This is a genomic window from Agarivorans sp., from assembly GCF_050295395.1.
Lineage (GTDB): Bacteria > Pseudomonadota > Gammaproteobacteria > Enterobacterales > Celerinatantimonadaceae > Agarivorans.
On the sequence record NZ_JBNKPP010000022.1, the window covers coordinates 24,095 to 50,902 of the forward strand.

General features: G+C 46.9%; 23 protein-coding genes and 3 tRNA genes. 13 read left to right on the forward strand and 13 right to left on the reverse strand.

Annotated elements, in window-relative coordinates; genetic code table 11:
• Window positions 1-35: 35 nt before the first annotated feature.
• Window positions 36-680: a YceH family protein gene (locus ACQY6Q_RS01735; protein WP_427977143.1), complete on the reverse strand. Its 645-nt coding sequence runs from the start codon at window positions 678-680 to the stop codon at window positions 36-38.
• A gap of 293 nt (window positions 681-973) precedes the next feature.
• Here ACQY6Q_RS01735 and ACQY6Q_RS01740 point away from each other — a divergent pair, with 293 nt between their 5' ends.
• The 5 genes from ACQY6Q_RS01740 (at window position 974) to codA (ending at window position 7,007) form a co-directional block, all read left to right on the forward strand.
• A complete protein-coding gene (locus ACQY6Q_RS01740) occupies window positions 974-2,098 on the forward strand; it encodes a GGDEF domain-containing protein (RefSeq protein WP_427977145.1) in 1,125 nt (374 codons plus the stop codon).
• Between the two features lie 82 nt (window positions 2,099-2,180).
• Window positions 2,181-2,966, forward strand: a complete 786-nt coding sequence (locus tag ACQY6Q_RS01745; RefSeq protein WP_427977148.1) for an ABC transporter permease — start codon at window positions 2,181-2,183, stop codon at window positions 2,964-2,966.
• A 329-nt stretch (window positions 2,967-3,295) separates the two neighbouring features.
• Window positions 3,296-4,555, forward strand: coding sequence for a cytosine permease (gene codB / locus ACQY6Q_RS01750; protein ID WP_427977151.1), 1,260 nt, complete (start codon window positions 3,296-3,298; stop codon window positions 4,553-4,555).
• Between the two features lie 8 nt (window positions 4,556-4,563).
• Window positions 4,564-5,745, forward strand: a complete 1,182-nt coding sequence (locus ACQY6Q_RS01755; RefSeq protein ID WP_427977154.1) for a PucR family transcriptional regulator — start codon at window positions 4,564-4,566, stop codon at window positions 5,743-5,745.
• Between the two features lie 8 nt (window positions 5,746-5,753).
• Window positions 5,754-7,007, forward strand: coding sequence for a cytosine deaminase (gene codA / locus ACQY6Q_RS01760; protein ID WP_427977157.1), 1,254 nt, complete (start codon window positions 5,754-5,756; stop codon window positions 7,005-7,007).
• A 57-nt stretch (window positions 7,008-7,064) separates the two neighbouring features.
• Here the strand turns inward: codA and ACQY6Q_RS01765 are convergent, their stop codons facing one another.
• From ACQY6Q_RS01765 to ACQY6Q_RS01800, 8 genes are all read right to left on the reverse strand, one after another.
• A complete protein-coding gene (locus tag ACQY6Q_RS01765; protein WP_427977159.1) occupies window positions 7,065-8,387 on the reverse strand; it encodes a DUF4056 domain-containing protein in 1,323 nt (440 codons plus the stop codon).
• A 177-nt stretch (window positions 8,388-8,564) separates the two neighbouring features.
• Window positions 8,565-9,053 (reverse strand): DUF1993 family protein, encoded by a 489-nt coding sequence (locus ACQY6Q_RS01770; protein WP_427977162.1) that lies wholly within the window; start codon window positions 9,051-9,053, stop codon window positions 8,565-8,567.
• 469 nt (window positions 9,054-9,522) lie between these two features.
• A complete protein-coding gene (locus ACQY6Q_RS01775) occupies window positions 9,523-10,068 on the reverse strand; it encodes a YSC84-related protein (protein ID WP_427977165.1) in 546 nt (181 codons plus the stop codon).
• A gap of 91 nt (window positions 10,069-10,159) precedes the next feature.
• The gene (gene galM / locus ACQY6Q_RS01780; protein ID WP_427977167.1) at window positions 10,160-11,194 is read right to left on the reverse strand and encodes a galactose-1-epimerase; all 1,035 of its coding nucleotides are present in this window, start codon (window positions 11,192-11,194) and stop codon (window positions 10,160-10,162) included.
• A gap of 263 nt (window positions 11,195-11,457) precedes the next feature.
• On the reverse strand, window positions 11,458-12,351 hold the full coding sequence (locus tag ACQY6Q_RS01785; protein WP_427977170.1) for a substrate-binding periplasmic protein: 894 nt from the start codon (window positions 12,349-12,351) through the stop codon (window positions 11,458-11,460).
• Between the two features lie 294 nt (window positions 12,352-12,645).
• Window positions 12,646-12,722: transfer RNA gene (locus ACQY6Q_RS01790), tRNA-Pro, on the reverse strand.
• 267 nt (window positions 12,723-12,989) lie between these two features.
• Window positions 12,990-13,065: transfer RNA gene (locus ACQY6Q_RS01795), tRNA-His, on the reverse strand.
• Between the two features lie 30 nt (window positions 13,066-13,095).
• A tRNA-Arg gene (locus ACQY6Q_RS01800) sits at window positions 13,096-13,172 on the reverse strand.
• 341 nt (window positions 13,173-13,513) lie between these two features.
• Between ACQY6Q_RS01800 and ACQY6Q_RS01805 the strand changes: the two genes are divergently transcribed.
• Window positions 13,514-14,833 (forward strand): MATE family efflux transporter, encoded by a 1,320-nt coding sequence (locus tag ACQY6Q_RS01805; protein ID WP_427977173.1) that lies wholly within the window; start codon window positions 13,514-13,516, stop codon window positions 14,831-14,833.
• A 15-nt stretch (window positions 14,834-14,848) separates the two neighbouring features.
• Here ACQY6Q_RS01805 and ACQY6Q_RS01810 read toward each other — a convergent pair whose 3' ends face one another.
• The 3 genes from ACQY6Q_RS01810 to ACQY6Q_RS01820 form a co-directional block, all read right to left on the reverse strand.
• Window positions 14,849-15,820 carry an aldo/keto reductase gene (locus tag ACQY6Q_RS01810; protein ID WP_427977176.1) on the reverse strand — a complete coding sequence of 324 codons (972 nt, stop codon included), beginning with the start codon at window positions 15,818-15,820 and terminating at the stop codon, window positions 14,849-14,851.
• A gap of 191 nt (window positions 15,821-16,011) precedes the next feature.
• Window positions 16,012-17,289, reverse strand: a complete 1,278-nt coding sequence (locus ACQY6Q_RS01815; protein ID WP_427977178.1) for an NAD(P)/FAD-dependent oxidoreductase — start codon at window positions 17,287-17,289, stop codon at window positions 16,012-16,014.
• 92 nt (window positions 17,290-17,381) lie between these two features.
• Complete coding sequence (locus tag ACQY6Q_RS01820; RefSeq protein WP_427977181.1) at window positions 17,382-18,752, reverse strand: glutamine synthetase family protein; 1,371 nt, start codon at window positions 18,750-18,752, stop codon at window positions 17,382-17,384.
• 233 nt (window positions 18,753-18,985) lie between these two features.
• Between ACQY6Q_RS01820 and ACQY6Q_RS01825 the strand changes: the two genes are divergently transcribed.
• Genes ACQY6Q_RS01825 through ACQY6Q_RS01855 form a run of 7 tightly spaced genes read left to right on the forward strand, consistent with a single transcriptional unit; the run spans window position 18,986 to window position 26,402 of the window.
• A complete protein-coding gene (locus tag ACQY6Q_RS01825; RefSeq protein ID WP_427977184.1) occupies window positions 18,986-20,320 on the forward strand; it encodes a glutamine synthetase family protein in 1,335 nt (444 codons plus the stop codon).
• 33 nt (window positions 20,321-20,353) lie between these two features.
• Window positions 20,354-21,709 carry an aspartate aminotransferase family protein gene (locus tag ACQY6Q_RS01830; protein ID WP_427977187.1) on the forward strand — a complete coding sequence of 452 codons (1,356 nt, stop codon included), beginning with the start codon at window positions 20,354-20,356 and terminating at the stop codon, window positions 21,707-21,709.
• 47 nt (window positions 21,710-21,756) lie between these two features.
• Entirely contained in the window at window positions 21,757-22,866 is a 1,110-nt protein-coding gene (locus ACQY6Q_RS01835; protein ID WP_427977189.1) for an extracellular solute-binding protein, read from the forward strand.
• A 60-nt stretch (window positions 22,867-22,926) separates the two neighbouring features.
• Window positions 22,927-24,066 carry a putrescine ABC transporter ATP-binding subunit PotG gene (potG, locus tag ACQY6Q_RS01840; RefSeq protein WP_055733765.1) on the forward strand — a complete coding sequence of 380 codons (1,140 nt, stop codon included), beginning with the start codon at window positions 22,927-22,929 and terminating at the stop codon, window positions 24,064-24,066.
• On the forward strand, window positions 24,063-24,989 hold the full coding sequence (gene potH / locus ACQY6Q_RS01845; RefSeq protein WP_427977193.1) for a putrescine ABC transporter permease PotH: 927 nt from the start codon (window positions 24,063-24,065) through the stop codon (window positions 24,987-24,989). Before potG ends, potH begins: the two co-directional genes overlap by 4 nt.
• Complete coding sequence (locus ACQY6Q_RS01850) at window positions 24,989-25,834, forward strand: ABC transporter permease subunit (protein WP_427977196.1); 846 nt, start codon at window positions 24,989-24,991, stop codon at window positions 25,832-25,834. Before potH ends, ACQY6Q_RS01850 begins: the two co-directional genes overlap by 1 nt.
• A gap of 25 nt (window positions 25,835-25,859) precedes the next feature.
• Window positions 25,860-26,402 carry a cupin domain-containing protein gene (locus ACQY6Q_RS01855; protein ID WP_427977199.1) on the forward strand — a complete coding sequence of 181 codons (543 nt, stop codon included), beginning with the start codon at window positions 25,860-25,862 and terminating at the stop codon, window positions 26,400-26,402.
• 219 nt (window positions 26,403-26,621) lie between these two features.
• Here ACQY6Q_RS01855 and ACQY6Q_RS01860 read toward each other — a convergent pair.
• The coding region (locus ACQY6Q_RS01860) for a hypothetical protein (RefSeq protein ID WP_427977202.1) at window positions 26,622-26,808 on the reverse strand (187 nt) is incomplete at its 5' end.

Below are 26,808 nucleotides of genomic sequence, written 5' to 3' on the forward strand. Positions count from 1 at the left end.
CTAGCCTTAGCTAGCCCGTTTAAGATTCTATTTACTTAATGAGCCTCAGATTCCAAATCTTGTACCCGCTGAGTCAGCGCCACCAATTCAGCCCTTAGCTGGTCAATTTGCGCCTGTAAATCAGTCTCTGTTACAGGGCTTACCGGCGACTCGCTCGCTACTGCTAGTGGCTGCTCTGCAGAGAACAAATGCGCATAACGCGACTCACGCTTGCCAGGTTCACGCTCGAGTTTTACCACTAAGGCTCCAGTTGCATGTTCGGCCAACTCGTTCAAACTTTGCTCCACTTGCTGAACACTGGCGAAGTTAGCTAAACGCTGGCTACGGGTACGCAACTCTCCTGGCGTTTGCGGGCCACGTAAAAACAATAAACAAATAATCGCTCGCTGCTGCTCACTCAGTTGTAAACCACCAAAAGGGGTATTACAAAAACGATGCTGGTAACGCACTACTCGCCCCGACATTGGCGCTTCGGTAACCAAACGCAGATTTTGCAATTGCTGCAAAACATCTTGTACCTCGGCTTCGCTTAAGGCCATGACTGGCTCTCGATTGCTTTTTTGATTACAGGCTAAAGTCAGCGCATTGAGCGACAAGGGGTACTGATCTGGAGTGGTAGTTTCCTTTTCTAATAGGGCTCCTATCACTCGCAGTTGTTCAAGGCTTAAATTTTGTTCCACGTTCACCTCTTTGAAGCTAGAAATAGTTCTTATCGTTAGATACCTACGATAGAGAATACGCCAAAGCCCGCTCTGAAACAGCCATTCTTTACCCATTTATAAATCATCATTATGGATAATCTTTATCTTCACTGTGATAGAGTAAATTTTATACAATTTAGCTTCTAAAATGAGCTTTATTTGATGTAGATTGATACAGCCCAATTGGTTTCTAGCTAGGCTGAGCGGTAACTGCGATAGACATCGCTAAATAGGGAAAATTTTGTCTTATGGTAAGCTGGATATAACACACTATGGAATCATTTCGTTGGACTGCAGATTTTGAGACAGGCATCACTCAGGTCGACCAGCAGCATCGCCAGCTAATCAACTTGATTAATAAAATCGGTCAACTACTCACTGAAAACCAAACCTCAAGCAGCGAACTAAAATCGCTCAACATCGAGTTGCATACCTACGTAAAAGAACACTTTCAAACCGAAGAGCAGTTAATGGCGCAACATCGAGTCGATGTTCGCCATCTTAAGCCGCATGTGCAAGCCCATCATGAGTTTTTGAATGAAATTTCCAAGTTAAATCAACTCGACCAATCAGCAAAATATCAGCAGGTTAAAAACCTACTTGATTACTTAATCCAGTGGTTGGCCTACCACATTTTGGGCATCGACCAAGTGCTAGCTAAGCAGTTACAAGCCATTCAACAAGGCCACTCAGCAGCCCAAGCTTATGAGGACAGTGAGCAACCGAATGACTTAGCCACCGAACCCCTAATTGGCGCCTTACGCGGGTTATTTCATCAGGTGAGCATTCGCAACCACGAACTGGTTGAGCTCAACCAGAATCTGGAAAAGAAGGTTCAAGAGCGCACCCTAGCCTTGCAGAAAACCAACCGGCATTTACAATCCTTAGCCCATACCGACGTACTCACCAGCTTACCCAATCGACGTCACGCCATGCTGCAGCTAAAGGAGTTATGGACACAAGCCGCGCAACTGCAGCAACCTTTATCTTGCATGATGATAGATGCCGACCACTTCAAGCAAATCAATGACAACAATGGCCATGATGCAGGTGACGCAGTATTAATGTTACTAGCGAGAGCCCTACGAGAATCGGTACGAAACGACGATGTGGTGGCCCGCTTAGGAGGAGACGAGTTTCTGTTAATCTGCCCTAATACCAACTTGCAAGACGCCCATCAATTAGGCCACTCATTACGCGAACGGATCAGCCAAATGCCGCTCAACAACAGCAAATACTCGGTCAGTGTGAGCATTGGTATCGCCTCACTAGATAAGAGCATGGAGCATCATGAGATGCTGATCAAAGCCGCCGACAAAGCGGTTTATCAAGCCAAAGCCGACGGTAAAAACTGTGTGCGGGTATATCAAGATTCGGCGCAAAAACAGGTGAGCTAAGGGCTATACTCGGCGAAGCGCTCAGTCTAGTATAGTAGTGGCTAGCCGCCGTAAACCCTGTTGTTGCCGAGGAAATCCAAAAATGAGCGCCGACATTAGCTGGCTGGCCTTGGCTAGCTTTTCTCTGATACTAGTGGTTCCTCTAGGCTTAAACCATTACTTTAAGTTAGCGCTTGCTAAAGACTTAATTAGCAGCTTACTACGTATGCTGGTACAGCTGGTTTTAATTGGGCTTTACTTGCAGTATTTGTTTCAGCTTAACAATGTTTGGCTCAACCTAGGCTGGCTAACACTAATGTTATTAGTAGGCGCTAGCGCCATTGTAAGCAAGGCGAAGCTACCGCAAAAATTACTACTACTGCCAGTATTAGCAGGTTTAGTACTAGGCTTAAGCCCGGTATTGCTAATCTTGCTATTGGGTGTGCTACAGCTGCAGCCTTGGTACCATACCCAGTACCTAATTCCGCTGGCGGGCATGTTGCTGGGCAATAGCCTCAGTGGAAATATCGTCGCCCTGCAACGCTTATTTAGCGCTCTCAGTGAACAACAAATCGAATATCAAGGCTACTTAGCGCTGGGAGCGAACCGCCAACAAGCCACCGAAAGCTTTGTGCAATCGGCCATGCAACAAGCACTGGCGCCATTACTGGCTTCGATGAGTACCGTGGGGCTGGTAACCCTGCCCGGCATGATGACCGGGCAAATTCTTGGCGGCAGCGATCCCCTAGTTGCGGTGAAGTATCAAATTCTGATCTTAGTCGCTATTCTGGTGATGCTATGTTTATCGCTGGCCTGTACTCTCAGCTTAAGCGTTCGCTTGGCTATTAGCCCTTCCGGTTTAGTGCGAATAACGCGTTCTGGCAGCTAAATCAACCATTCAAGAGCTTAACTCATAGCCCAGTTTACTAGCCTTTAAGCAAGCTAATTACGCCCCATTGCTTAGCAAGGGCGCGCCAATCTAGTGCAGCGTTTTTCCCAGTTTTGACTAAGCAGAGCAACGAACGCGTTTATTTCATTTTAACTGTGCAAATGGTACATTTTTAGCTGAGCAAAAATCACCCGCTGCACAAGTTTACTGAGTCGAAAGAAGACGCAACATTGGCATAGGATTTGGAGGGTTAGAGCTAGGATTTCAACATCACACGGTGTGACAACTCGCAGTTTCGCTTGTCGCCGTAACTAAATGGAGTTAACACTATGAGCCAAACCAATGATTATCCCCTTTCGGCGGTGCCACAAAGCGCCCGCAAAGGATTTTGGTCTACCGCTTTTGTTCTGTTAGGTTTTACCTTTTTCACCTCTACCATGTGGGCCGGTGGCACACTGGGGACATCCTTTAGCTTTGGCGAGCTACTCTGGATCATCTTAATTGGTAACCTATTACTCGGCAGCTACGCCGCCGGCCTTGCCTACGTAGCCTATAAAACTGGTTTAAATTCGGTCTTGTTGGGACGTTATTGTTTCGGTGAACAAGGCAGTAAGTTGGCCGATTTTGTATTGGGTTTCACCCAAATTGGTTGGTATGCCTGGGGCACGGCGACCATCGCCATTATTTTGGTTAAGTTATTAGAGTGGCCAGAAAGCTATACCACACCATTAATGATTGTATTCGGCTTCGGCTTTTGCGTGACCGCATTCATCGGTTATCAGGCCTTAGCGCTGCTATCTAAAATATCGGTGCCCGCCATGTTGGCGTTTATTGGTATTTCGATTTACCAAGGCAGCATCGACATCGGCGGCCTAGCGCAACTAAGCGACATCGCGCCAACTGACAGCATGCCCTTAGCCGCCGCCATCACCATGGTATTTGGCACCTTCGTAAGTGGTGGTACTCAAGCCACCAACTGGAGCCGCTTTGCCAAAAGCGGACGAATTGCGGTAGTGACCACCTTATTGGCCTTCTTTATTGGCAACGGTTTAATGGTGTTTGTGGGAGCCTTCGGCGCGATGATTTATCAACAAGCCGACATCGTTGATGTACTGGTTGCTCAGGGCTTCATACTGATTGCGGTACTGATGTTATTTGCCAATATTTGGACCACGCAAGACAATACCATTTACAACTTTGCCGCCGCCGGCTGTAACCTATTACGCACCGACAAACGACGCACCATTACCGTTGTGGGGGCGGCCATTGGTACGGTATTAGCCGTGTTTGGTATGTATAACATGCTGATCCCCTTCCTGATTTTACTCGGCACCTTTATTCCGCCAATTGGCGCCATCATCATGGCTGACTTTTGGTTTAAACATCGCAGCAACCCACCCAGTTTAGATAATATCAAACTGCCAGCCTTCGATGCCTGTGGTTTGAGCGCTTATGCCGTGGGTTCTGCTGCTGCTTATTTCTCACCTTGGATTGCACCGTTAGTGGGTATTGTTGTATCAGCCAGTGTTTATGCGCTATTGCTATACATCCGTTCAGCTCAACCGGTGGCCAAACCCTCAGCTAGCTAGGAGCTAACTTGGCTTTACGCGCTCGTGACATTCCTTTAATTGCCGGTTTAGGCAGCATCAAGCTGCTCACCGGCGAACATTCACAGCAAGCGATTCGCTGGCCTTATCTGGCGGAGAATCGCGAACTAGCCCCTTGGTTAGTTGGTGGCGAACTAGTGTTTGTCACCGGCATTAACTTACAACGCAGCGAACAAGAATACTGCCAGCTGATTGATGAAGCCTTGGAAAAATCCGCTGCCGGTATCGTGATCCTCACCGACTCGGAGTTTATTGACCACATACCCGCCGGAGTGCTGGATTACGCGCGCAGCAAACACTTTGCTATTTTAGAGCAACCTTACTCGCTGCCCATGGTAAAGGTCACCGAGTTAATTTGTAACGCCTTAATCCAAGACAATCTATCTAGCCATTCACTACAACACTTTGTAAGTGATGTGCTAGGCAGCCCTAAACCCCTGTCATCGCTATCACAACAACGAGGGCAAGAATTAGGTATAAATTTAAATCAAGCGATGGGCGTAGCCCTGCTCCAGCCGCAGCAAGATGAAGACATCAATCTTAGCGTCTGGCTTTTTCAACTAAAGCAGTGGCTAAATCATGTGCACAGCCCCTACCCTCCGCTTGAGTATCATCATGGTTGGTATTTGTTGCTCCCCTTAACCGCGCAAGATTCCATTGAACAACAGCGCAGTCATTGGCTTGGGCTGAAGCGCCATTTGCAACAACAACAGCTTAACTTCAATTTAGGCATTAGTGCCAGCTTAGGCGGCTGGTTACAGCTAGGGCAGGCCGCCCAACAGGCTAAGCAAGCAGCCGAATTCGCCCAACTGCAACAACATAGTGCCATTGTGCACTATCTCGATTTAGGCATTAGTCGGGTATTTGCCGCGGTAGAAGACAGCCAGCTTCTGGTGGAGTTTTGTCGGCTCAGGTTGGGCCCCTTGTTTGGTAATGCACAACCAGCCATGAGCCAGCTAAAACATACTCTACGCTGTTATTTCGACAATTTAGGTTCACTGCGGCAAACCGCTAAAGAACTCAACATTCACCGTAATACCCTGAATCATCGCTTAAACAAACTGCAAGCGCTGACCGGTTGCCAACTTAATCATGCTCAGCAACGCTTAGAGCTACAAAATGCTTTGTTGATGGAGCCTTTGGCTATTCAGCGCCAAGCAACTAAAGAATAAGGATAATTATGAACATCATTAACGCTCGCCTGCGTGGCCAAACTTCGTTATATAGCATACGTGTTGAGCAAGGCGTATTTACCGCCATTGAGCCGCAAACCGCCACGCTAAGCCCATCGGCGAGCCCATCGGAAATAGACGCACAAGGCAACTTAGTCTGCGCGCCTTTTGTCGAGCCGCACATCCATTTGGATGCGGTCCTCACCGCCGGTCAGCCTAAGTGGAACCAAAGCGGCACCTTGTTTGAAGGGATTGAGCGCTGGAGTGAACGCAAACCCCAGCTCACTCCCGAAGACATTGAACAGCGGGTGTTAAAAACAGTGCAGCTATTAGTAGAAAATGGCGTGCAATATATTCGAACTCACGTGGATGTTACCGATCCTTCACTGACGGCGCTGAAAACCATTGCCGGCTTAAAAGAAAAATTATCTAAGGTGATTGAGCTACAAATTGTGGCTTTTCCTCAAGAGGGGATCTGCTCTTTTCCTAATGGCAAACAGCTAATGGAGCAAGCGATTGAGCATGGAGCCGATGTGATTGGCGGCATCCCCCACTTTGAATTTACCCGGGAATATGGCGTGGAGTCTATGCACTGGGTGGTAGCCTTGGCTAAGCAACATGGGCTGTTAGTAGATGTGCACTGCGATGAAATTGATGATGAAGCCTCGCGCTTCTTGGAAGTGCTCGCCACCGCCGCCCTGGAACAAGACATGGGCGAACGCGTCACCGCCAGCCACACTACCGCCATGCATTCTTACAACAATGCCTATTGCTCTAAATTATTTCGGCTACTGAAAAAGTCCAAAATTAACTTTGTTTCTTGCCCCACCGAAAGCATTCACCTTCAAGGGCGCTTCGATACTTATCCCAAGCGTCGCGGCGTTACTCGCGTCAAAGAGTTACGCGAAGCCGGCATGAACGTTTGTTTTGCTCAAGACTCGATCCAAGATCCTTGGTATACCCTCGGCAATGGTAAGCTACTTCGAGTATTAGATGCTGGCCTACATATTTGTCACATGATGGGTTATCGCGACTTGTCCACCGCACTGGACTTAATCACCATCAACGGTGCTAAAACCCTGCAAGTAGAACAGCAGTATGGTATCGAAGAAGGAAAACCAGCCAATTTCATCATCTTGCAGGGCTGCGATGACTTAGCGGTGATTCAGCAACAGGGAGAAGTGCTATATTCAGTGCGCCAAGGGGAAATACTGGTACAGCGCCAGCCCGCTAGTTTGCTAAGAACCACTCACTTAAGCTAGGCCGCCTTAGCGCTTTAAATCACTAGGCCTGCAGATTGGCAGGCCTAGTTAAGTCGACTACTTAGCTTGCTGCTTCGCCTCTCGTTCGACTACATATTCAGCATATTCTTGCTGATCAAAGGCCTTATCGTATTGGGCAATGTGTCTGAAGTTAACACTGTCTAACTCAAAGTTGGGATAATATTGCTCGGGAATATGAGCAAACGACTCGCGGTACTTCTCATCGACTTTCATGGTGAAACGCGAAATCAAACTAAAGTTAACCCCATAATCACTCACTGGTAAAGACATGGTTAAGGGCTCAAGCTGCAGCGGAACAAAGTTCGCCACTAAAGCATAATTCTGCTCAGCCATCTTATGGCTATCAATCACCAGCGGCGTTTGAATTGGGGTTACATTGTAATTACGTTTAAGCACCAAATACTTTTGCGGGATCCGTGCGCTGGAATCCCACCACAGTCCGTCCACCGCTTCAAAGGCTAAAGCGGTTTGCTCTTTAGTGACGGCGCCAAGGTAACGTAAGGCTTGATCCAACCACAAGGTCATGTGGCGATTAAAATCATCACTAGAACGAGCTAAGTCGTCCACCAGCAAGTTAGCTGCCAACTTGGCTCCTAGCATATTGGAAAACAAATCTTCCGGAGAGTAAGCCGAAACTAATTCAGAAAACATTGGCACACTTTCATAACCATGCCACTGCGATATCTCGTGACCAGCTGCCATTTTAAAGGCGTAATAGGCGGCCAGCTGAATACTCACAAACTTGCGGTCTTGGCTACTTAAGTGGGAAAGATCGACTTCACTAAAGGTGATTTTTCGCTCACCTAACTCTGCAGGCAATTCGATAGTGAAGGCTTCACCCAAATGCTGGTAGATGTTGTAGAACAAACTGAAGGTATTGTCGGCAGTATCACGTACGTGGGCTAAGTCGATGAAACCGCCGCGCAAGGTATAAACAATGCCATTATTTTCGGTACTTTTTTTACCCTTACGCTCATCAACTCGTTTGGTAAATTGACTGGCGTTATGAATATGCGGACCAATATCGTCGATCCCCACGGTATTGGATAACTGGAAGAAAGGAATTTTCATCTTACCCAGCTCTACTTGCTGGTTATTACCAAAGGCGCAACAAGGACGCACATTTTGCGGCATTTCCAGTTGTTGGTGATGGTAAAAATAATGGTCTTCACGTTCAGACAAACGGGTATTTGATAATAATTTTTGAATGCTGCCTTCATCCGGGGTAACGCTGCTACTCCAATGCGTTGCCGAGCAACCCACCAGCACAATACTCACCACTATGGAAAAGCCTAACTGCAACTCCTTTGCCCTGCTAATACTTTTACTGACCCACGTCATACTACTTAACTGCCTCATAAAATTGACCAATAACTAGGGCCTAATTACACCCACTGCTAGTGAGCCTTGATTATACCACTAAATCGCCGCTCTCAAGGCGTGGGAGCTAAGACACAACTACAGTGCAGCTTATTCTAGTTAGTCCAGTCAGCTTGATGTAACCTAGTACGATGTAAACAACTCACTAAATCACCGCTATTCGATGAAACTAAAACCTTCTGGATAACTGTGTAAGCCATCAAAATCGCCCTTACTTAAGGCCACGCCATTAGCCCGAGCGATGGCATACACCATGCTGATATGAAACAAGAAATTAGGAAAAATATAGACATTGATAAAGTCAGACTGGCATAGCTCAAGCTGATTAAAGCCCGCTTTATCACTTAGCATCACGCTATCATCAAACTGAGTAACCGGCTTGGCCTTAGCCAGATATTGCAAACTATCATCAATCTGCTGAAGTACTGCGGCTCGCGTCTGCTCAGGGCGAATAAATGACACCGGCTCACAGCCGATTAAGGGGCAATAGCCGCGTAAACTAAAGTTAGCGGCAATTTTGGCGTGGGTGGCCAAAGGAAACATATCTGGCGCTAAACTGCTGTCGAATAGCGGCTCGGGCACTTTCAACAGCATGGCTCTCAGCTGCTGTAAGTAATGACTAAATCGCTGTTGTAAATCCATCATCTAGAGAAATTCCTTTTTCTTATAACAAGAGACAAGTCAAAACCGCCCCAACTAGGGCGGTTATTTGAACTATTTAGCTTAGTGAGAGGCTAGTTCCAGCTCACAGCGACTCCACTGGGCATATTGATAACCCGCATTTCACTGCTCAACCAAGTCAGCACAAAGCAGCTGCTGCGCATTTTTCAACTCGTGTAGCTTAGAACGACATTATAAGTATCTTAATTACGCAACTTAAAGCGGCCATGTGCAAAGTTATATACACCATCCCCCAACATACGCCCTGCCGCCGAAAACGAGCCACTTTGAGCCACAGCCCATAGATACTGGCATCGTTTCCTTGGAATAGTCATCCTTGGCCCCAAATAAGCCAGGTGACTTAAGCATACCAAGCTATACGCCTGATTCCTTACTCGGTGCTAAAACCCAAAAACGGACCATAAAGGTCCGTTTTGTTCTCTTAATGAGCCGCTTAATTAGGCTTAAAATTGAACTTTTGCCCGCCAATACTGGCTTCGTACATCAGTCCACCTTTGGCCACGGTAAACACCGCGTAACCACTCACATAATTAGCTTTAGCTTGAGATTTACCAGCGGCCGCACCCGTCCCCGTGGAACCAGCTTGAGCAGAAGCCCCAGCGGTAATCGCTACAGCGCTAGCTTGCGCCCCAAATTCAAAGCTACCACTGGTAAACTCATCGTAAGCACGCTTATCTTGTAAAAACACAATTTGGCTAAAAGCTTGCCCACCTAACTGAAAACCAAGGGTAAGCTGGGCCATGTTAACCGAACCGGTCACACTGCCACCGCGATACACCTTACCTTCACCATAGGCGCCACCAATACCAATGCCCCCCTTACCAATAGTAGGAAACACAGCATAAGCATAAGCGTTAGAAAAAAACGGTTTTGTTTCTGGCGCTTGTCTAAATGTAGTAATGGTTGACTGGTAGTCATCCGCTACCGCTTGAAAACTTAAAGTCACCATAGCCAGCAGCATTACCAATATATGTTTCATAAATTTTACCTACCTTCAAATACCTACTTTGAGCATACACTATAGTGCCAACTCGCGATATTTTCCGCCTCGTTGACGAAATCAGCCAAAGTTAGTTATTTGGTTCATACACCCGGTAACGAGTTTGCGTGCAATAGCCTTGTCCGGGTTCCAACCAACAGCTTTTATGAGGCCAGTCTGGGCGGTTGGGAGAGTCAGGTAAATACTGAGTCTCTAAGGCCAATCCAGAGTGCGCTTGATAACTATCGCCGCTGCGTGCCGGTGTGCCAGCGAGGAAATTTCCGGTATACAACTGAATAGCCGGTTTATCGGTATACACCTCCATGGCGAGTGACTGGTCATCGGCTACGATGCGCGCCACCGCCTCGCCACGTTCAATCACCGCTGGCTGCAGTAAGAAGCTATGGTCGTAACCGCCAACCAGTTTTTGATCGTCATCTTTACCTAAGTCTTCTGCGATAGTTTTCGCCTGTCTGAAATCAAAACCAGTATTCTCTACCGACTTCAAGCCTGCTTGAGGAATGCCTTCACTATCAACGGGGAGATAATAGTCTCCAGCGATGTACAGTTGGTGTTGTTTGATCGTGGAATCTGCCGCTGCGTTCAAATTGAAGTAGCTATGATCAGTTAAATTTACCGGACAGGTTTTATCTACACTGGCAGAGTAATCAATAATTAACTGATTATCGTCGTCTAAGGTATAGTCCACTCGTGCCTGCATATTGCCGGGGTAGCCACAAGTGCCGTCTGCAGAAAATAGAGTAAAACTTACCTTATTATCGGCCAACTGTTCACCCTGCCACTCTCGATGGCTGAAATCATCGGCCCCATGCAATTGGTGCACACCTTGGTTAGCTGTTAACGATAGCGCGTTCCCTTGGTGACTAATCGTGGCTTGTTTAATCCGATTTGCGTAACGCCCCACGGTTGCGCCTAAGTAGGCTTCTTGTTTTTGATAGTCTTCAATGCTATCGCAACCCAATACTACTTCGCGGCGCTCACCGCTGACTAATTGTACTTTAAAGCTAGCTAAGGTAGCCCCCCAAGCTAATAGAGTCGCTTCACTACCTCGATTGTTTTTGAGGGTAAACGTTTCCACTTTTTGTGTTGGCTGTGTGAGTGGCATTAAAATACTCCTTGGTAATAAAAAAAAGACGAAGATTTGCGGGGGAAAAGGCCCAGCAAACCCGCAAATATGCCGATAGTATCTGAGCTTCAGAGCAGGTTCATGATGCTACACACAATTCAACTTAACAGTGAAAAATCATAATGGGCCTATCAACAAAAAGCGGAGCTGAATCACAGTTAATTTGACGATGGTGATGACGTTTTCATCTATCCCAAGGGGATTGTTGGCCGAACTACAAACAGTAAAGCCCGTTTAGTAAATTAGTCTTGGCCAAAACTTCGCTGTCGTTCGGGGATAACCCATAAGCTATCGTCGCCCACCGGCGTTTTAGCTGGCAAATTCACATTATAAAGTTTTAATACTCGTCGCTGCCCCAGCTGCGCTAATAGCTCATGGTAGCGGTAGCGTTTGAATAAGGCATCAAAGCTACCATCCTCAATGGCTAAACGTAGCCCCTTTTCTAAGCGAGCAGCTAAGTGATAGTTATCGCGCTTAACAAAGAAGTAAATGGGTGCGGTATAACTTAGTAGTAAGTGAGGCTCTACCATCAAATCCAATTCTGGATGTAAGTTTAATTCTTGTTCCACCTCGCTAAGTCCGCGTGGCATGTAATCAAAACGGCCAAGCTGTAACATGCCAAACAAGCCCTCATACAAGGTACCTTCAATTACCGGTAACTGATTGGCCTTAAGAATATCCACATCCGGCCACCCCATTCCCTGACCAGCTAACATTTCCCCCAGTTGACTCAAAGTTTGAATATCTTTAAAGCGCGCCACATCATGCTTACGAATCAACAATACCCGCTGGCCGAGCAAACCTTTTAGCAACGGAATACGAACCGCTAAGGCCTGCTGTTCTCGCTCCGTGTTGGTCATGGTCCACACAAGGTTGATACAACGCTTCTTTTGCATCTGCTGCAGGGCTCGACGCTGCGGCATACGCTGCTCGCATTCTTGGATACTGTAGGGGCCATCTGTAGCAACGGTTTTATCTAAAGTTAAGCGAAGCAGATCTAAGAAGTATTGGTTACGCGGATCGTTTTGGCTTTCAGCTTGAGCATGCTTAATCACCAACACTGAAGCATTGACTTGGCCCAAACCAAACAATAACAGCATAGCCAGCGAGAACTTACTCCAAAATATAGTATTCATCTTCATAGGCGCATTGTACAAAGTCATTGCAAAAGAAACTGACGAATAGGCAGCAATTACCACCCATTTACTCAGAAATTTAACTGAACATTAAACGCATGCCCTAGCTATAGCTAAGCGTATATAAATGAATTGGACAAGTTCACAAACAAGTAATCGAAACGAAGAAAGCCTGCTCAAATGAGCAGGCTTTTGAAGGTGGTCGGTGATGAGCCAAGATTAAAAGGCGAACTCCGAGTTCTTAACTATCAAGTACAAAAAAGCCCCGTCATTACTGACGGGGCTTTCTAAATGTGGTCGGTGATGAGAGATTCGAACTCCCGACCCTCTGGTCCCAAACCAGATGCGCTACCAAGCTGCGCTAATCACCGATTTGTCTTGATACATTGAGCTAAACAAGCCTCTGGTCCCGCCCTTTATGAGCTTCGCGACGATGCGCTACCAAGCTGCGCTAATCGCCAATTACCTAGTATTTTAAACCTTGTGATACCGCGCTATCAAGTGGCGTATCATCGGTCTAATCTAAACTAAGTTTAGCATTTTACATGGCGTTTGTTAAAGCGAACTCAATCAGCGATTAAGCGCTTGTTGTTCCATGTAACGTTGTCAATACAAGGCCCAGCCTCATATTTAAATAATGGGGTGAGTAATGGGATTTGAACCCACGACAACCGGAATCACAATCCGGGGCTCTACCAACTGAGCTATACCCACCACTGAGTATTTCGAGCAAATCCGAAGCTATGGCGCACCCGACAGGAGTCGAACCTGTGACCTTCGCCTCCGGAGGGCGACGCTCTATCCAGCTGAGCTACGGGTGCTCAACGCTGGCGGAGGCGTATATTAGGGTTTTCACTCGACGCTGTCCAGACATTTTATAAAAAAACTGGTGATTGCAGAATTTTCCAACAACCCTCTTAGTTCGCCGCTTATTACTGATTAATAAAAGTCCACTTTTTTCCCGCTCAATCAAGAGTGAGTATCTAATTTTAAACACTTTTACCACTATATCGTCTAGGTTTAAACCGAATAACCGAAGAATGAATAAGCAGCTACAAAAATTGCAGCGTTGTTGATTGCCTCGCTTGTTAAAATGCCTATGATGGAGCAGGTGCAAACTTTTGCCCCGTTTTTAATCACTTAGCTCAAGCAACGGCGACCCATGCTCAGTCAAAACATTAGCCGACAATTTTGGCGTTTTTCCATCCCTTCGGTAATGGCGATGATCGTCAGTGGCATCTACTTAATTGTGGATGGGATCTTTATCGGCCAAGTGCTGGGAGCCAACGGCCTAGCCGCCATCAACTTAGCTTGGCCAATCATGTTTTTAGTGACCGGCATGGGCTTAATGATTGGAGTGGGAGGCGGCGCGTTAATCTCCATTGCCCAAGGTCAAAAACGCCCCGAGAAAGCCCAAAACCTGTTTGGCCACGCGCTGCTATTAATCATGCTGTTAGCTGCTTTAATCAGCCTGAGCTTACATTACTTGCAAGCGGCGCCAATTCGCTGGCAAGGTGCGTCTGGCCATATTCAGTTATTGGCCGAACACTACCTCAGCATCATGGGATACGGATCCTTTCTAGTTATGGCAAGCTGCGCTCTGCCGATCTTAGTGCGCAACGATAACGCCCCTAACTACGCCACCGGCTTGATGGTAGTAGGCGCACTGGCCAACATTGGCCTCGATTATCTTTTTATTGTGCAATGGAATTGGGATTTAAAAGGAGCAGCTTATGCCACCTTAGCGGCACAGGCCTTAGTATTGCTGCTGGCCTTAGTCTACTTTGGCTCAGCCAGCAGCCAACTAAAATTGTTCCAGCCAAACTTTGACTTTAGGCCCCGCTACTTTTATCGCATCGCGAACTTAGGCTTAAGTAGCTTTTTCACCACTCTATATACCGCTTTTATTACCGTGATTTATAACTACCTATTTTTGAAATATGGCAGTGTCACAGAAACCGGCGCCTACGCCATCGTGTTATACATTAGTGTGGTTTACTATTTCATTGCCGAGGGCTTTGCCAACGGCATGCAACCGCTGATTTCATATAACTATGGGGCAAAACGTTACGACAATGTACTAAAGGTTTTGCGCCTAGGCTTTAGCATTATCATCGGCAGTGGTATTGCCTGTGTGATGTTATTAAATAGCTTTAGTGAACTGAGCGTAGCGGTATTTAACAACAACGATCCGGCGTTGCTGGAAGCCACGGTATTGGGGATCCGTTTACACCTTTGGGCAATGCCATTAGATGGTTTGATATTTACTGCCGCAGTGGTCTTTCAATCGCTCAATCAAGCTTCACGAGCCAACCTAATCTCGGTGAGTAATATGTTGATTCAATTACCCTTTATGCTACTACTGCCGGTCTTGTTCGGGATTAGCGGCATCTGGTTAGTGATGCCGCTATCCACGGTGCTCTTAAGTTTTGTGGTGGGCTACTGGCTAATCAAGTTACGCCAGCAGCTCCGCCAACACTAACCATGCTTATCAAACCTAAGGCAAAGCTCGACCGCGAGAGCATACATATAGCTGATACCACTGTTCGCGGCTTAAGTTTAGCTGAGTGGCATCGGCGCAAGCGCGGATCCGGTCAACATTAACGGTGCCAATAACCGGCTGAATACCCGCGGGATGGCGCAATAAAAACGCTAATACCACCGCCTCTGGCGAGCTATTCAGTTGTTCAGCATATCGGCCAACTAAGTTGGCAGTATCGCGCTGAGCCTGAGTCGCTTGGCTTAAATCTGCGCCACTAAATAACCCCTTCGCCAAACTTCCCCAAGCTTGCACTTGCAGCTTGTTCATGGCGCAATATTCTAAAGTTCCGGCAGTAAAACTATGTCCTTTAACTTGCTCGTCATTTACCGCAATATTGTGCTCTAGCCAATCTAACTTAGCTAAGCTCATTTCTAGCTGATTAGCCACCAGCGGCATTCCCAACGCCGCTTGCAAATAGGCGCATTGTGCCCCACTCATATTGGAAACGCCAAATTGCTGTACCTTGCCGCTGTCTTTCAATGCTTGTAGTACTTCAGCCACCTCGTCCATCTCGGCTAAAGGATCGGGGCGATGCAGTAATAACACGTCCACGCTATCGGTTTGCAGGCGACGTAATGAGCCTTCAACACTTTCTCGAATATAATCGGCCGACCAATCATAACGGCCGCACCATTGTTCATCGGCAAAGCGGATCGCACACTTGGTTTGTAAAATGATTTGCTGGCGTAGTTCCGGGCGCTCGGCCAAAACTCGACCAAAGACTTGTTCAGCCTTGCCCAGAGTATAAATGTCGGCATGGTCAAAATAGTTGATGCCTATCTCCAGTGCGGCATCAACCACCGCGTGAGCTTGAGCCAAATGATGAGATTCTAGCTCGCTACCGTCCCATGAGCCACCTAGACCCATGCAACCGTAAACTAAACGGCTAGCTTGTGGAAAAAAATGATTAATTGGCGATTCAGCCATAACTTAGCAACCTCAGTAAATACTACGATGGCGCAAGTATAGCGGTAAACCGAAGTGAGCTCGAAGCGTAGCCAGGATAAAAACACGAACTATGGTACGAATGCTTAGGCGGTTCTAGCCAAGTTAAGCAGGGCCTATTGTTGGTTGCGCTTAGATATTACCAGCCAACAACAACAGGCCCTTGTGAGCAACTAGAGTAGGTCTCTAATGCGATAGTAGGTCATGGCCAAGACCAATGCCGGGGTGCGGAATAAACGCCCACCAGGGAACGGCATGTGTGGAATTTTTTCAAAAATATCAAAGCGCTCCGAAGTTGCGCTAATGGATTCTGCCATCATGCGCCCAGCTAAGCCTGTAGCCGCAATACCGTGGCCAGAGAAGCCTTGCGCAAAATACACATTAGGCGCAATCCGCCCGAAATGCGGTGCGCGGTTGATGGTAATGCCTACATTACCGCCCCAAGCAAACTCCACTGGCTCATCCGCTAATTGGGGGAAGACCCAATCCATACGTTTTTTCATGGTGGCGGCGAGGTTTCTCGGTTCAATGCCCGAATAACTCACGCGGCCACCAAACAACATACGATGGTCGGCAGAACAACGGTAATAATCCAACACAAAGTTAATGTCGCACACCGCCATGTTATTACCAATCAGCTCGCGGATCCGCTCTTCGCCCAGCGGTTTGGTGGCACAGATATAGGTGCCCACCGGCATCACCTTGCTTTCTAGCTTGCTGTTCAAACCTTGCATATAAGCATTACAGGCTAATACCACATGCGAACAAGTCACCTTGCCTTGAGCCGTTTCTAGGGTCACTTTATTGCCGTGAGTCAGCTTAGTGACTTTGCTGTCTTCGTAAATTTCAACCCCGGCCAACTCAGCGGCTTTAACCAAACCCAAAGTGTAATTAAGCGGATGCAAGTGACCACTATTTGGGTCGAACATGCCACCTAAATAACGTGGGCTTTTGAGTTGGCTGGCCAGTTTCTCGCGGTCCCAGTATTCTAGATGTTCGTAACCATAATCGTCACGAAGCTGACGAAGCCAGAAGTTTAGCTCTTTTACCTGGCGCGGCTTCACTGCCACATGCATTTGGCCATCTTGCCAATCACAGTCAATGTTATGTTTTTGGATGTTTTCCTTAGTGACCGCCAAAGACTCCACCGACAGATCCCACATGGTTTTAGCATCATCTTTACCCATGAGCTTTTCTAGGGTGGACTGTTCTGCCGCCCAGCCAAAAATAGCCTGACCACCGCTGCGCCCAGAAGCGCCCCAGCCAACGCGCTCGGCCTCAAGTAAAATCACCTTATAGCCTTTTTCAGCTAACTCTAAGGCGGTGGTGGCACCAGTAATTCCGGCCCCCACTACACATACATCTGCTTGTTGCTCTCCTTGCAACTGCGGATAATCTAACTGTAAGTTAGCACTCGCCGCGTAATATGAATTTGCATGCTGCTCTTTCATACACTCCCCTTTAGATTGTGAAAATAATTCTGTCTTTGTCTGCAACCCAAAAAACAGCCTCTGCTGAGACTGTTTCTGACCGAATAGGGCTGCTATACCATTTGCTGATACCACTGCTGCTCAAGTGGCGTTACTTGTGATTCAAAGCGCTGTAACTCGTTCAGCTTATTGGCGTAATAAACATGGCTAAAGTCGTCACCCAGTAGTGACCACAATGTAGATTCGGAAAACGCGTCCAAGGCTTGCTCCCATGAAATGGGCAAGGCTGGCGCAGGTACTTTGCTGGCATCACCACTCACCGGTGGTGGACACTCTAATTTCTGGCTAATCCCATATTCAATACCGGCAAACAAGGCTGCCATCACAATATAAGGATTACAATCGGCGCCCGACACGCGGTGTTCAATACGTCGATTGGCTTTGCTGCCTGAGGGAATACGTAAAGCAACGGTGCGGTTATCCCAGCCCCAGTTGGCCTGTAGCGGCACAAACATATCAGGCTGAAAACGACGGTAAGAATTAGCATTAGGCGCTAACAGGGCTATCGCCTGCGGCATAGTTTCTAGTAACCCAGCCAAGGAATACTCTAATAACTGCAAATCGTTAGCAAAACGATTTTTACCTTGATGATCCAACATACTAATGTGCACATGACAACCATTGCCAGAATGCTCGGCATAGGGTTTTGCCATAAAGGTGGCCACATAGCCATGCTGCTTAGCCACCGCTTTAATCGCCCGCTTCAATAGAATCGCTTGGTCGCAGGCCAGTAATGGATCGGTTTGATGTTGCAGAGTAACTTCAAACTGGCCAGGGGCATACTCGGCAATAACATTGTCACTAGGGATATTTTGGGTATGGCAATAATCTTGAATATCACGAATAAACTCGGCAAACTCATCCAACTCATCTAAAGAATACACTTGGGTTTGCTTCATTCGCTGTTGCGATTTAGGTAACAAGGGCGCTTGCGGCTGACGGTTTTCACTGCGCGCGTCTAACAGATAAAATTCCCATTCAATCGCCACACAGGGAAATAAGCCCTGCTGATGTAAGCTCGCCAACTTTTTGCTTAGCAGTTGTCGAGGGTCAGCAAAAAATGGATCGCCGTTCACTTCATGCATGCTCACCAAGGCTTGGCCGGCATTTTTTTTCCAAGGGATCAGACTTAAGCTATGTGGTAATAAATGGCAAATTCTATCGCTATCGCCCTGCTCGAAGCCAAGCCCAGTCTCTTCGACCGTTTCTCCACAAATGTCTAAAGCAAATACCGATGCGGGTAAACACATGCCTTCTTCGGCGATTTTAGGCAGCGAAGCGGCTTCGATACGCTTTCCTCGAATCACCCCATTCATATCAGAAAGCATCAAATCGATGCTTTCTAAGCCCGGGTGAAGCGCCAAAAAATCTTCGGCTTGTTGCAGTAAACTGACTGGCTGAATTTGCGGCTGGTGTTTCAACATAATTAACAGTCCTTTGGTAAAAGCATCCCTTTTAGCCCTTAAATTTACACCACAGTGTTAAGTATAATGCAAACTATTTTAGTTAATAACTGCAAAATAGGCGGTTATTTAGTTTTTATTTAACACCTTATTGACAACGACGGCAAATTCTGACATTCCTTAATAGCACGGAGCGAAAATTCATCAATTATGATTTTTGTCCCTGTTTACTTAACAAACTATGACAGGTGATTATGGAAAACGTCAGGAAATGGTTTACGGAGAACCAAATAACCGAAGTTGAATGTCTGATACCCGATATTACAGGCAATGCTCGCGGTAAGATTATCCCGGCAAATAAATACCTTAAAGAAGGTGGGATGCGCCTTCCCGAATCAATCTTCTACCAAACAGTGACTGGTGAATGGCCAGACGAGGGAGAAGAGCACTTCGACTGGACCGAAAAGGACATGAACCTTGAGCCAGACACTGATAGCGTACGCTTCGTTCCGTGGGCTAAAGAACCCACCGCTCAATTAATTCACGACTGCTACGACCGCGACGGCAAACTAATAGAAATTGCTCCCCGTTCAGTATTAAAACGGGTGTTGAGCCTCTATGAAAAAGAAGGCTGGAAGCCAATCGTCGCCCCCGAGTTAGAATTCTTCTTAGTGAAGAAAAACCTCGACTGGGATTACCCACTGGAACCGCCAATCGGTCGAAATGGTCGCCCAGAAACCGCTCGTCAATCTTTCAGCATCGATGCGGTTAACGAATTTGACCCAGTATTTGAAGACATGTATGACTACTGTGAAGCTCAGCAACTAGAAGTAGATACACTAGTGCATGAGTCTGGCGCGGCGCAGATGGAAATCAACTTCGACCACGGTGAACCCACTCTTTTATGTGATCAGGTTTTTCTATTTAAGCGCACCATGCGCGAAGCCGCTTTGCAACACGATATTTATGCCACCTTCATGGCTAAACCCATGGAAGACGAGCCTGGCAGCGCGATGCACATTCACCAAAGTTTGGAAGACTTAGAGGGCAATAACCTGTTCTCAAACAGTGATGGTAGCAATAGCCAACTGTTTTTAAGCTATATCGCAGGCTTACAAAAATACACCCCTGCCAGCATTGCTTTCTATGCTCCCAACGTAAACAGCTATCGTCGTTTGATGTTTGGCGATTCGGCCCCCATCAACCTGCAATGGGGGGTGGATAACCGTACCGTTGGTCTACGTGTTCCTCACTGTGATGCACGTAACCGCCGAGTAGAAAACCGCTTTGCCGGCGCCGATGCGAATCCTTATCTGGCAATGGCCCTCACTTTAGCCTGTGGTTATCTTGGCATGAAGCAGCAACTACAACCTTCAGCACAAGAAACCGCTGACGTAAGTGAAGACCGCTACACCCTGCCAGGTACACTGGAAGAAGCACTGGCCGAACTGGAGCAATCTGAAGAACTGAAAGAAATCCTCGGCGAACGCTTTGTTAACTGCTACGTCGCAGTAAAACGCAAAGAATATCAAACCTATTTTCAAGTGATCAGTTCATGGGAACGAGAGTTCTTACTACTTAATGTTTAAGGACTGAGCAAACTCAAGCCACAAGGAGGCGAAATGAGCACAACATTGACGATACAACAACAGGACAGCGCCCACTGCTTACATCCTTTCACTAACTTCAAGGAGTTAAATGCTAAAGGAGCGCGAGTGATAGAACGAGGCGAAGGTGTTTTTGTATACGACAGTGAGGGCAACAAGTTGCTCGACGCCATGGCCGGTTTATGGTGTGTAAATTTAGGTTATGGCCGCCAAGAGCTAGTGGATGCGGCCACTAAACAAATGCAACAGTTGCCCTATTACAACTTGTTCTTTCAAACCACTCACAGCCCAGCTGTTGAACTCGCCACGCTGTTAGCCGAATTAACGCCAAAGGGCTTAAATCATGCTTTCTTTACTGGCTCGGGTTCAGAATGTAATGACACCGTAGTACGCATGGTTCGCCACTATTGGGCCAGCAAAGGCCAGCCCGATAAAGTAGAAATCATTAGCCGTAAAAATGCCTACCATGGCAGTACCATAGCTGGGGCAAGTTTGGGCGGCATGGGTTTTATGCACCAGCAAGGTCGCCTGCCCATCCCTAATATTAGCCACATCGACCAACCCTACTGGTTTGAAGAAGGCCAGGGGCAAGACCCTCAGCAATTTGGCTTAGAACGCGCTCGTCAATTAGAGCAGAAGATCCTGCAATTAGGCGAAGACAAGGTAGCGGCGTTTATTGCCGAACCTATCCAAGGCGCTGGCGGAGTCATTATTCCTCCTGAAAGCTACTGGCCGGAGATCCAACGGATCTGCGACAAATACGATATTTTGTTGGTGGTAGATGAAGTGATCTGTGGTTTTGGCCGCACTGGCGAATGGTTTGCCTGCGACACCTTCAATATCAAACCCGACCTACTGTGTTTGGCCAAAGGCATTACCTCTGGCTACTTGCCGCTGGGAGCGGTGATGGTCTCTGATGAAGTGACCAAGGTAATTACCGATGCCAATAGCGAATTTGCCCACGGTTTCACCTACTCTGGTCATCCGGCCGCCTGTGCGGTAGCCATCGAAAATATTCGCATCATGCAACAGGAAAACATCGTTAGCCGAGTGCGTGACGAGCTTGCACCTTATTTGGCTCAGCGTTGGCAAGAGTTGGCCGACCATCCTTTAGTTGGCGAAGCTCGCAGCAAAGGCATGGTTGCAGCTTTAGAGTTAGTGGCCGATAAGCAAACTAAGCAACGCTTTGCTAAAGAAGTTAACGCCGGTGAAGTGTGCCGTGATATATGTATAAACAATGGCTTAATCATGCGTGCCTGTGGCCAAACCATGATTATTTCGCCACCATTAGTGATAACAAAACAACAAATAGACCAGTTAGTCACACTGGCAAAACAAAGTTTGGATGACACTCTGCAGGCATTGAGTTAATCCGCGAAGCAGTACGAGCAATCACCACAAGGAATTGGAGAATAAAGATGAAAAACGCTAGCCTGAAGCTAACCCTAGCTTCCCTGTTAACTGCCAGCGCGATGAATCTGCAGGCAGCAGAAGATAAAGTACTGAACGTTTATAACTGGTCAGATTATATTGCCGAAGATACCATCGCTCAATTTGAAGCCGAGACCGGTATTAAGGTTGTGTACGACGTATTCGACTCAAACGAAGTACTGGAAGCTAAAATTTTATCGGGTTCAACCGGTTTTGACATCGTTGTCCCCACTTCAGACTTCTTAGCTCGGCAAGTTCAAGCCGGTGCGTTTATGAAATTAGACAAAACAAAACTCACCAATTACGGCAATTTAGATGCTAAAATCATGGGCATGCTTGACGAAACTGCCGATCCTGGTAATCAGTACGCAGTGCCTTATTTATGGGGAACCACCGGCTTAGGTTACAACACAAACAAAGTTAAAGAAGTATTAGGCGAAGATGCCCCCGTCAACAGTTGGGATTTAGTGTTTAAACCAGAAAACATGGAAAAACTCCAACAGTGTGGCGTAGCTTTCTTAAATGCTCCGACGGAATTATTTGCAGCGGCTCTACACTATCTGGGTAAAGATCCCAACAGTACAGATCCTAACGATTATAAAGACGACGGCGAAGCCTATAAATTGCTAAAAGCTGTGCGACCTTACATCACCTACTTCCATTCTTCTCAGTACATCAACGACCTCGCCAATGGCGATATTTGTGTTGCTGTAGGTTGGTCGGGTGACGTACTACAGGCTTCAGACCGCGCCGCCGAAGCTGATAATGGTGTTGAAGTGGAATACGTGATTCCTCAAGAGGGTGCCTTGGCGTGGTTTGACTTAATGGCCATTCCTGCCGACGCTCCGCACAAAGACAACGCTCATAAATTCATTAACTTCTTATTGCAGCCTAAGGTAATTTCAGAAATCTCTAACTACGTGTGGTATGCCAACCCAACGCCCGCATCAAAAGAGTTTATTGACCCTGAAATTATCAACCACCCCGGTATTTACCCCAGCGACGAGACCCTAGCGAAGCTGTATGGCTCGAAAATAATGCCAGCTAAGGTATCTAGAACGCTGACTCGTTCTTGGACGAAGTTTCTTCAAAACTAACTAGTCGCTTGCCACCCTCGGGTGGCAAGCACGTTTTTGTTTCTTTATGGAGGGTCCGCAATGGCTGCGGTGTCACACATACAAAAGCTTCCGGTAGACGGTGAAACGGCTCCAGAGCCTTTGTTACAGATAGAAAATATTAGTAAAGATTACGATGGAGCCATCGCGGTTGACAATGTTAGTTTAACCATTAACAAAGGCGAAATATTTGCCCTGTTAGGTGCTTCTGGTTGTGGTAAGTCAACTTTATTACGCATGTTAGCTGGCTTTGAAAAACCCAGTGCAGGCAAAATCATTCTCGATAAACAGGAATTAATTGGTGTTCCCCCCCATCAACGCCCTGTCAACATGATGTTCCAATCTTATGCTTTGTTCCCACATATGACGGTTGAGCAAAACATTGCCTTCGGTTTAAAGCAAGACAAACTACCCAAAGACGAAATCGGTGATACCGTGGCTCGAATGTTAGAGCTGGTACGCATGAAAGACTATGCACGCCGTAAGCCCCATCAACTCTCGGGTGGCCAACGCCAACGGGTCGCCTTAGCACGCAGCCTAGCCAAACGCCCTAAGCTTTTGTTACTGGATGAACCCATGGGCGCACTAGATAAAAATCTACGTGGGCAAATGCAACTAGAAGTGGTTGATATTCTTGAAAAGGTTGGTGTGACCTGTGTAATGGTAACCCACGATCAAGAAGAAGCCATGACCATGGCCAGTCGCATCGCCATTATGAACCGCGGGCAGTTTGTGCAAGTGGGTGAACCGGAAGAGATTTATGAGTACCCCAACTCGCGTTTCAGTGCAGAATTTATTGGCTCGGTAAACGTATTTGAAGGGGTAGTTAGCGATAACGACAACGACAGCGCCACCATCGATTGCCCAGATTTAGGTTATCCCATCAGCCTCAATCACGGGGTTTCTGCCGCACCGGGCGTGCCCTTCATGGTGGCAGTTCGTCCAGAAAAAATGAGCATTTTTAAAACCTTAAAAGGCCGCAATAACAACGTCTGTCAGGGTAAGGTTGAAGATATCGCCTACTTGGGTGAACAATCTATCTATTACGTGCGATTGGCCAGTGGTAAACGCGTTACCGTTGCCATGCCCAATAGCAGCCGCCATCGCAATAATATGCCTACCTGGGAAGACCAAGTTTACTTATGCTGGCAAGCCGATAGCTGCGTGGTACTAAAAATATGACAACTCAAGCAAAGCACAAGTTTAAGCAGCGCTTGGCGCGGCTTATTCCCAGTGGGCGCTGCGCGATATTATCGCTGCCCTATTTTTGGTTATTTTTGTTTTTCTTAATGCCGTTTTTCATCGTTTTCAAGATTAGTTTCTCTGAAGCGATGATCGCCATACCACCTTATAGCCAGTTGGTGACCATGGTGGATGAGCAGGTGCAAATTCTGCTTAACCTAGGCAATTACGCTTATCTGATTAGTGATGATCTCTACATCAGCTCCTACTTAGAATCGGTGCGGATCGCTTCAGTTTCCACCCTGCTGTGCTTGATCATTGGTTTTCCGATGGCCTGGGCGATTGTTCATTCTAGCCCGGCTAACCGTAATATATTGTTAATGCTAATTATTTTGCCATCGTGGACCAGCTTTCTAATCCGTGTTTACGCGTGGATAGGCATTCTGAAAAACAACGGTTTTCTCAACAACATCCTGCTTTACCTTGGGCTCATAGACGAGCCATTACAGATTTTGCACACCGATACAGCGGTATATATCGGCATTGTATACACCTACTTGCCCTTCATGGTATTGCCACTGTACACCGCGCTAATGCGTGTGGATTATTCCTTAGTTGAAGCGGCGCGTGACCTAGGTGCATCCACCTCCACCGTACTGTTTAAGGTGCTATTGCCATTGACTAAGGCAGGCGTTATCGCCGGTTCGATGTTGGTATTTATTCCAGCTGTGGGTGAATTTGTGATTCCCGAATTGCTCGGCGGTCCAGACTCTATCCTTATCGGTAAGATCCTCTGGCAAGAATTCTTCAACAACCGAGACTGGCCAGTGGCAGCAGCCGTTGCATCGGTGATGTTATTACTCTTAATGGTACCGATATTATTGTTCTATCGTTATCAGAAACGTGAGATGGAGGCGGCTTAATGGACGCAATACCAGTCTATAAAACCAAGTGGAAATGGCTAATTTTAGGTTTGGGCTTATCCTTCCTTTATCTACCTATTCTCAGCTTAGTCATTTATTCATTTAACGCTAACCGCTTAGTGACCGTATGGAGTGGCTTTTCTACCCAGTGGTACGGCGCGCTGTTTGAAGACACCCTATTAATGAACGGCATTACCCTCAGTTTAACCATCGGTTTTCTGTCGGCCAGTGCCGCGGTAATCTTAGGCACACTAGCCGCCTTCGTGATGACCCGCTTTAAGAAGTTTCGTGGTGAAACCAGCTTTGCCTTCATGATTACCGCTCCGCTGGTAATGCCCGAGGTGATTACTGGTTTAAGCCTACTGCTTTTGTTCATCTCTTTAGGCCAAGTGTTTGACCTCTTTAGCCAACGCGGCATGCTCACCATTTGGATCGCCCATGTGACCTTTTGTACCGCCTATGTCTCGGTGGTGGTGAGCTCTCGCCTTAGAGAGCTGGACAAAAGTATCGAAGAAGCCGCAATGGACCTAGGCGCAACCCCTTTTAAAGTGTTTTTTGTGATAACCTTACCCACTATTCTGCCTGCTTTGGTAGCGGGTTGGTTACTAGCCTTCACCCTTTCTTTAGACGATCTTGTGATTGCCAGTTTTGTGTCAGGCCCCAGTGCAACCACCTTACCGATGGTAGTATTTTCTAGCGTAAGGTTAGGGGTAAGTCCCAAAATTAATGCCCTTGCTACCTTAATTATTGCTGTAGTATCAGTAGCAACATTTATTGCCTGGTGGGTCATGGCCAAGGCCGAAAAACGCCGCATGCAGGAGCTGAAAACAGCCAATGCAAGCTAAGCGTTTCTATTGAGGGAAAAAATTAATGGATGTTGGAAAACGCCTAAAAAGTATTCGATTAATGCGCGGTATTTCGCAACGCGAACTCGCCAAAATTAGCGGGGTCACCAACAGCATGATCTCGCAAATCGAACAGAATCAGGTCAATCCTTCGGTGGGCTCGTTGAAGAAAATCCTCGACGCCATTCCCATTTCCATGGGTGAGTTTTTCACCCTAGAAATGGAGAGCGACGATAAAATTTTCTATAGCGAAGATGAGTTAACCGATTTGGGTGACGGCTTAGTTAAAATGTTGCTAGTGGGCAGCAAGCACAATGGCCGCAAGCTCGCCATATTGCGCGAAGTTTACCCCGCTGGCGCCGATACCGGCACCGAGTTTATTCAACACGAAGGCGAAGAAGGCGGCATCATCATTCGTGGTGAAATCGAGATCACCGTAGGCAGCAAGTCTAAGGTACTCAAGGCCGGTGATTCCTACTACTTTGAAACGCGTAGACCACACCGTTTCCGCAATAAAAGCAAAGAAGAGTGTGAATTAATTAGTGCGGCCACCCCGCCCACCTTCTAAACTGCCACCCTTAATAACAAAAAGCCGCAACAGCGGCTTTTTTAGTATCTAAGCTTTGCCACTATTTTGAAAAAACCTGTTAGCAAATGGCAATTAACGCCGCATTCAATAGTGAGCAACGCTACCACAAAGCCCAATCATACAACTAAGATACAAAACCCAACCTTAAACTAAAAATACCAAGCGTTGTAAATCGCTCTTAAATACTTTGTCATGTTTTTATTGCTCACCGAAGTCAAAGCTCTCACCACGAGAAGCATAAAGAGAATCCAAAATTTTCGGGTTATCGACCACCTGGAACAACCGAGTTATTGACTTGTCCATTTCAGCTATAGAGTTAAACTTTTGCAAAGTAAAGCCAATTGAAACATACGTGAGCACTTGTACTTGTTTTTCGAGAAACTCT